Source organism: Rhodopseudomonas sp. B29 (assembly GCF_000333455.1).
Taxonomy (GTDB): domain Bacteria; phylum Pseudomonadota; class Alphaproteobacteria; order Rhizobiales; family Xanthobacteraceae; genus Rhodopseudomonas.
Window position 1 is genome coordinate 1 of record NZ_BADD01000485.1, and the last position, 6,654, is coordinate 6,654.

6 protein-coding genes and 1 pseudogene are annotated in these 6,654 nt (G+C 63.4%); 6 read left to right on the top strand and 1 reads right to left on the bottom strand.

The window, feature by feature from the left end; all coding sequences use genetic code 11:
* Window positions 1–826 (top strand): NAD(P)-dependent oxidoreductase (locus I5M_RS17200; RefSeq protein WP_022722523.1); only part of this gene is annotated, 826 nt, incomplete at its 5' end.
* Between the two features lie 227 nt (window positions 827–1,053).
* Here the strand turns inward: I5M_RS17200 and I5M_RS17205 are convergent.
* The gene (locus tag I5M_RS17205; protein WP_022722524.1) at window positions 1,054–1,722 is read right to left on the bottom strand and encodes a glutathione S-transferase; all 669 of its coding nucleotides are present in this window, start codon (window positions 1,720–1,722) and stop codon (window positions 1,054–1,056) included.
* 206 nt (window positions 1,723–1,928) lie between these two features.
* Here I5M_RS17205 and I5M_RS17210 point away from each other — a divergent pair, with 206 nt between their 5' ends.
* From I5M_RS17210 to I5M_RS17235, 5 genes and pseudogenes are all read left to right on the top strand, one after another.
* Complete coding sequence (locus I5M_RS17210; RefSeq protein ID WP_022722525.1) at window positions 1,929–2,531, top strand: 2-hydroxychromene-2-carboxylate isomerase; 603 nt, start codon at window positions 1,929–1,931, stop codon at window positions 2,529–2,531.
* Between the two features lie 106 nt (window positions 2,532–2,637).
* Complete coding sequence (gene panE, locus I5M_RS17220; RefSeq protein WP_022722526.1) at window positions 2,638–3,558, top strand: 2-dehydropantoate 2-reductase; 921 nt, start codon at window positions 2,638–2,640, stop codon at window positions 3,556–3,558.
* Between the two features lie 444 nt (window positions 3,559–4,002).
* A pseudogene (gene ccoN, locus I5M_RS30030) lies at window positions 4,003–5,647 on the top strand (cytochrome-c oxidase, cbb3-type subunit I).
* Between the two features lie 11 nt (window positions 5,648–5,658).
* Complete coding sequence (ccoO, locus tag I5M_RS17230; RefSeq protein WP_022722527.1) at window positions 5,659–6,393, top strand: cytochrome-c oxidase, cbb3-type subunit II; 735 nt, start codon at window positions 5,659–5,661, stop codon at window positions 6,391–6,393.
* Window positions 6,394–6,404: 11 nt separating this feature from the next.
* Entirely contained in the window at window positions 6,405–6,569 is a 165-nt protein-coding gene (locus tag I5M_RS17235) for a cbb3-type cytochrome c oxidase subunit 3 (RefSeq protein WP_022722528.1), read from the top strand.
* The last annotated feature ends 85 nt before the right edge of the window (window positions 6,570–6,654 follow it).

A 6,654-nucleotide genomic window follows, 5' to 3' on the forward strand; every position in this document is an offset into this window, starting at 1 on the left:
CGGGCTTGCCATCGCGTTGCGGGCCGCCCGCGACGGCGCGAACATCGCGATCGCGGCCAAGACCACCGAGCCGCATCCCAAGCTGAAGGGCACGATCTACACCGCGGCCGAGGAGATCGAGGCGGCTGGCGGCAAGGCGCTGCCGCTGCTGTGTGACATCCGCGACGAGGCGCAGGTCATCGAGGCGATCGGCAAGACGGTGGAGCGGTGCGGCGGGCTCGACATCTGCGTCAACAATGCCAGCGCTATCAGCCTGACCAATTCGCAGGCCACCGACATGAAACGCTACGATCTGATGCACGGCATCAACAGCCGCGGCACCTTCATGGTGTCGAAATATTGCATTCCGCATCTGAAGAAGGCGGCCAATCCGCACATCCTGATGCTGTCGCCGCCGCTCGATATGAAGGCCAAATGGTTCGCCGCCTCGACCGCCTACACGATGGCGAAGTTCGGCATGAGCATGGTGGTGCTCGGCCTGTCCGGCGAGCTCAAGAGCGCCGGCGTCGCCGTCAACGCGCTGTGGCCGCGCACCACGATCGCCACCGCCGCGGTCGGCAATCTGCTCGGCGGCGACGCCATGATGCGGGCGAGCCGCACGCCGGAGATCATGGGCGACGCCGCCCACGCGATCCTCACCAAGCCGTCACGCGACTTCACCGGCCAGTTCTGTATCGATGACAAGGTGCTGTACGAATCCGGCGTCACCGATTTCGAACGCTACCGCGTCGATCCGTCGTCGCAGCTGATGTCCGATTTCTTCGTCCCCGACGACGACGTCCCACCGCCCGGAGTGAGTGTGATGCCGTTGCCGACGATGGGGTAGGGCCAACGTAAGCCGCTCCCCTCTCCCCAAGCAAAGCGCGCCCCCTCTCCCGCCTGCGGGAGAGGGTTGGGGTGAGGGCGACGCGGGCGACCACCTCTCGATGTCGTCGAGGGAAGTAGCGGCAAGCGCAGTGCCTGGGGCTCCCTCACCCCCGCCCTCTCACGCAAGCGGGAGAGGGGGCTGCTGTGCTCGGCGCGCCGGTCATTGCTTTAGTCGGAGCTGTTACTTTAAGCCTTCCCGATCTCGTACGGCCCGCCCTTTTCCAGCGCGCGCTGATAGGCGGGGCGGGCGTGGATTTTGGCCAGCCAGGCTTGGGCCTTGGGGTAGCGCTGATCGAGGCCGCCGCGCGACGAGGCGGCTTCGAGCGGGAAGCTCATCTGGATGTCGGCGGCGGTGAACTCCGGGCCGGCGAAGTACTCGCTTTTGGCGAGTTCGCTCTCCCAGTAGTTCTTGTGCAGCTCGAGCTGCGGATCGACGAACCCGGTCAGTGCGGCCTTGGCGACCGCCTTCACCAGCGGACGCATCAGCGCCGGGGCGCGCTTGGGCATCATGGTGAACAGCAATTTCATCAGCAGCGGCGGCATCGCCGAGCCTTCGGCGTAGTGCAGCCAATAGGTGTAGCGCAGCCGCTCCGGCGTGCCGGCGGGCGGGATCAGCCGGCCGTCGCCGTAGGTCGAGACGATGTATTCGATGATCGCGCCGGATTCGGCGACGGTGTTCGGGCCGTCGGTGATCACCGGCGATTTGCCCAGCGGATGCACGGCGCGCAGCTCCTGTGGCGCCATCATGTTGGGCTGGCGCTGGTAGCGCTTGATCTCGTAGGGCGTGCCGAGCTCTTCGAGCAGCCACAGCACGCGCTGCGAGCGGGAGTTGTTGAGGTGGTGGACGGTCAACATCGATCGGGCTCCTGCAACGGTAGAGGTCTTATAGCCCGGAAATCTCGCCGCGCGAAAAGCGGTGCCGCGGCGTTGCTCCAAGGTTGTTGCCTTAAGCTGTTTCTTCTTGCTCCGATCCGGCGGTTGATCGCGGCGGCACAACCCGCTAGGCTTCATTGCATGACATCAATCATATAAGCGCACCACCGCGCACTCCGGGAGAAACCATGAGCCAGCCCGCCCCGCAATTCCTGTTCGATTTCGGCAGTCCCAACGCCTTCCTCGCGCACGAGGCGATCCCGGCGATCGAGAAGCGCATCGGCGCGAAGTTCGAGTACGTACCGGTTCTGCTCGGCGGCATCTTCAAGGCGACCAACAACAAGTCGCCGGCCGAAACGCTCGCCGGCATCAAGAACAAGCGCGAGTTTCACGCGCTCGAAACCGACCGCTTCCTGCGCCGCTACGGCGTCAAGCCTTACATCTGGAATCCGCATTTTCCGGTGAACACGCTCAATCTGATGCGCGCCGCGGTCGCGGCGCAGCTCGAGGGCGTGTTCGAAACATACGTCGCGGCGGCATTCCACCACATGTGGGAAGAGCCGAAGAAGATGGACGACCTCGAGATCGCGATCGCGGCGCTGGAATCGTCCGGCCTCGACGCCAAGAAGCTGCTGACGCGCGCGCAGGAGCCGGACGTCAAGGCCAGGCTGATCGCCAACACCGAAGACGCCGTCAATCGCGGCGCATTCGGCTCGCCGACCTTCTTCGTCGGCAAGGAGATGTTCTTCGGCAAAGAACAGCTCCGTGACGTCGAAGAGATGTATGGCTGAGGCGTTTGGCGCGGCCGCTATGACGACAAGCCGGGTCATCGTTGCGCGCCCGGTCATCGGCAGCGCGGACGCCTGATGCTACAACAACAAGAAACGGGAGGACACGATGCGGATTCTGATTGTCGGCGCCGGCGCGATTGGTGGCTATTTCGGCGGACGGCTGCTGCAGATCGGGCGCGACGTGACCTTCCTGGTGCGGCCGGGCCGTGCCGCCGAGCTGGCGCGAGACGGCCTTGTCATCAAGAGCCCGCATGGTGACGCCACCATTGCCAATCCGCCCGCGCTGCAATCGGCGCAGCTGAAGCCCGACTACGATCTGGTGCTGCTGAGCTGCAAGGCGTTCGATCTGGACGACGCCATCGCCTCGTTCGCGCCGGGCGTCGGGCCGCAGACTACGGTGCTGCCGCTGCTCAACGGCATGAGGCATCTCGACGTGCTCGACGGCAAATTCGGCGCCGACCGCGTGCTCGGCGGTCAATGCGTCATCGCCGCGATGCTCGACGCGCAACGCCATGTCGTGCAGCTCGCGCCGATGAATTCCATCACGTTCGGCGAACGCAGCGGCGCCACCAGCGATCGCGTCACGGCGATTGCGACCGCGCTCGGCGGCGCCGGCTTCGACGTGAATGCATCTAGCGTCATCCTGCAGGAGATGTGGGAGAAGTGGACCTTCCTGGCGACGCTCGCCGGCTCGACCAGCCTGATGCGCGCGCCCACCGGAGACATCCTCGCGGCGCCGGGTGGCAGCGAGTTCATGCTGGGCGTTTTGGACGAGATTTCCTCGGTTGCAAAGGCTGCCGGATACACCCCACGACAGCCGTTTATCGAGCGGACGCGCGGCATGCTGCTGGCCGAAGGATCCAAGCTCACGGCCTCGATGTTTCGCGACATCCAGGCAGGTGCAAAAGTCGAAGCCGATCATGTCATCGGCGACCTGATCACGCGCGCCGATGCTGCGAAGATTCCGGTGCCGCGGCTGCGGGTCATCTACACGCACCTCAAAGCCTACGAGCGCCAGCGCGGCTGACTCCCGGCACGATTCCCCGCGCACGATTACGACAGGCGAACGACCGGAAACGAAATTTTTCGCAATTTAGATTCGTGCGTCCGAACGATTCGTTCGTCCTGCGCGACGAATCGTCCCGGTGTTCGACTAGCTCGCATCACAAGCGCTGATGGTGGTCGAATAGTAGGTCCACTCCGGTTTGTAGAGCTTTAAGCGATTGCGAATCGTTAGCTGAGATTCGATCTCGTACTTTGGTCTAGCGCCCTCTTGAAATTCGCTCGTATTCGAACGAGGGCCGCCGCATCGAGCGGCGTTGGTTCTTGCAATTTCGAGGCATTTCATCGACAAGCTGCCGCGCCGATCGCCTTGGCGCAACTTTGTGCATTTTGATTTCGATCAAACGTGCGATGGGCAATCCGGGTTTGGTGCTTTTCCAAACTGCCCGCCGAAGAAAAGAACGCTCAGATGAATCAAGCTCTGAATGCCAAACGGATCACCCTCGGTGAGGGCGGCCTCACGATCGTGTTCGCACTGACCACGGCGTTGTCGATTTACGCCGCGATCTTCGCCAAGGACGCACCGTTCGCGTTCCATGCATCACTCGCCGCGGCGATCAGCGCCTGGGCGGTGTTTGCCATCATCCTGCGCTACCGCAACCGGGCCGGTTTGCCGCCGCAGGAGATCAACGGCCTGCCGAATTACAATCTGGCGCCGATCAAGTTTCTCAGCTTCATGGCGATGTTCTGGGGCATCGCCGGCTTCTCGGCCGGCCTCTACATCGCCCTCGAGCTGGCGTTCCCCGGGCTCAACATCGCCCAGTGGGTGAACTTTGGGCGGCTGCGCCCGCTGCACACCTCGGCGGTGATCTTCGCCTTCGGCGGCAACGTGCTGCTCGCCACCTCGTTCTACGTGGTGCAGAAGACCTCGCGGGCCCGGCTCGCCGGTGACCTGGCGCCCTGGTTCGTGGCGATCGGCTACAACTTCTTCATCGTCATCGCCGGCACCGGCTATCTGCTCGGCGTGACGCAGTCGAAGGAATACGCCGAACCCGAATGGTACGCCGACCTGTGGCTGACCATCGTCTGGGTGACGTACCTTCTGGTGTTCCTCGCGACCCTGATGAAGCGCAAAGAGCCGCACATCTACGTCGCCAACTGGTTCTACCTCGCCTTCATCATCACCATCGCGGTGCTGCACCTCGGCAACAACCCGACGCTGCCGGTCAGCTTCCTCGGCTCGAAGTCCTACATCGCCTGGTCGGGCGTGCAGGACGCGATGTTCCAGTGGTGGTACGGCCACAACGCGGTCGGCTTCTTCCTCACCGCCGGTTTCCTGGCCATCATGTACTACTTCATCCCGAAGCGGGCTGAGCGGCCGGTCTATTCCTACCGGCTGTCGATCATCCACTTCTGGGCGCTGATCTTCCTGTACATCTGGGCCGGTCCGCACCACCTGCACTACACGGCGCTGCCGGATTGGACGCAGACGCTCGGCATGACCTTCTCGATCATGCTGTGGATGCCCTCCTGGGGCGGCATGATCAACGGCCTGATGACGCTGTCCGGCGCCTGGGACAAGCTCCGCACCGATCCCGTGCTGCGCATGATGGTGGTGTCGGTCGCGTTCTACGGCATGTCCACCTTCGAAGGCCCGATGATGGCCATCAAGGCGGTCAACTCGCTCAGCCACTACACCGACTGGACCGTCGGCCACGTGCACTCCGGTGCGCTCGGCTGGGTCGGCTTCGTCTCCTTCGGCGCGCTGTACTGCCTGGTGCCGTGGATCTGGGGCCGCAAGCAGGTCTACTCGCTCAAGCTGGTGAGCTGGCACTTCTGGATCGCCACCCTCGGCATCGTTCTCTACATCTCGGCGATGTGGGTGTCCGGCATCCTCCAGGGCCTGATGAGGCGCGCCTACACCTCGCTCGGCTTCCTCGAATATTCGTCATCGAAACCGTCGAAGCGATGCATCCCTTCTACGTCATCCGTGCCGCCGGCGGAGGCCTGTTCCTCATCGGTGCGCTGATCATGGCCTACAATCTCTGATGACGGTTCGGGTCGGTGAATCGTCCGAGACGCAGCCCAGCGTCGCCCTGCAGGCCGCCGAGTAAGGAACGTCAAGATGTCTGTCTGGAGCCGGCACAAAATCTTCGAGACCAACTCGATCGTCCTGATCGTCGGGATTCTCCTGGTGATCGCGATCGGCGGCCTGGTCGAGATCACTCCGCTGTTCTACCTCAAGAGCACGATCGAGAAGGTGGACGGGATTCGTCCCTACACCCCGCTCGAACTCGCGGGGCGCAACGTCTACATCCGCGAGGGCTGCTATCTCTGCCACTCGCAGATGATCCGCCCGCTGCGCGACGAGATCGAGCGCTACGGCCACTACTCGCTGGCGGCGGAGTCGATGTACGACCATCCGTTCCAGTGGGGCTCCAAGCGCACCGGTCCTGATCTGGCGCGCGTCGGCGGCAAGTACTCGGACGACTGGCACGTCAAGCACCTGATGAACCCGCGTTCGGTGGTGCCGCAGTCGGTGATGCCGAACTACGCCTTCCTCGAAAACAACAAGGTCGACGTCGCCTCGCTCGCCGACCATCTGCGCGCCAACCGCACTCTCGGCGTGCCCTACACCGACGAAGACATCAAGAAGGCCGCGGCCGATGTCGCCGCCCAGGTCGATCCTGACGGGGCCGGCGCTGCGGATCTGCTCAAGCGCTATCCGAAGGCCGTGGTTCGCAACTTCGACGGACAGGGTGGCGATCCCACCGAACTCGACGCGCTGATCGCGTACTTGCAAATGCTCGGCACGCTCGTCGACTTCAAGCTGTACGACGAAAAAGCCAATCTGCGCTGAGGGAGATCGCGATGAAAGCGATCCTGTCGATCGAAAACTTCGCGTCCACGCTGGTGCTGTCGTGGTGGACGCCCGTGTTCATGTTGGCCTTCTTCGCAATCCTGGCCTACGCGCTCTGGCCGAAGAACAAGCAGGCGTTCGACGAGGCGGCGCGCGTGCCGCTGCAAGACGATTGAGAGACGATAATGGCTGACCACGCACATCAAGGCGAATACGATCAGGTCACCGGCAAGACCACCACGGGTCACGAGTGGGACGGCA

Excerpts from the sequence above, each read along its gene's own strand:
- panE (WP_022722526.1), top strand. The coding sequence starts at position 2,638 with ATGCGGATTCTGATTGTCGGCGCCGGCGCGATTGGTGGCTATTTCGGC.
- I5M_RS17205 (WP_022722524.1), bottom strand. The coding sequence starts at position 1,722 with ATGTTGACCGTCCACCACCTCAACAACTCCCGCTCGCAGCGCGTGCTG.
- ccoO (WP_022722527.1), top strand. The coding sequence starts at position 5,659 with ATGTCTGTCTGGAGCCGGCACAAAATCTTCGAGACCAACTCGATCGTC.
- I5M_RS17210 (WP_022722525.1), top strand. The coding sequence starts at position 1,929 with ATGAGCCAGCCCGCCCCGCAATTCCTGTTCGATTTCGGCAGTCCCAAC.
- I5M_RS17235 (WP_022722528.1), top strand. The coding sequence starts at position 6,405 with ATGAAAGCGATCCTGTCGATCGAAAACTTCGCGTCCACGCTGGTGCTG.